At 53.3% G+C, this 255-nt stretch carries 1 rRNA gene; it reads right to left on the reverse strand.

Annotated elements, in window-relative coordinates:
- Positions 1–255, reverse strand: a 16S ribosomal RNA gene (locus GCN75_RS29005); the annotation flags it as partial.

Here is a 255-nt window from a genome sequence, read left to right on the forward strand (position 1 = left end):
CCGCCTGCGCACGCTTTACGCCCAGTAATTCCGATTAACGCTTGCACCCTACGTATTACCGCGGCTGCTGGCACGTAGTTAGCCGGTGCTTATTCTTCAGGTACCGTCATTAGCAAGAGATATTAGCTCTCACCGTTTCTTCCCTGACAAAAGAGCTTTACAACCCGAAGGCCTTCTTCACTCACGCGGCATTGCTGGATCAGGCTTTCGCCCATTGTCCAAAATTCCCCACTGCTGCCTCCCGTAGGAGTCTGG

The organism is Janthinobacterium violaceinigrum (assembly GCF_009208555.1).
In the GTDB taxonomy this organism is placed as follows: Bacteria; Pseudomonadota; Gammaproteobacteria; order Burkholderiales; family Burkholderiaceae_D; genus Janthinobacterium; species Janthinobacterium violaceinigrum.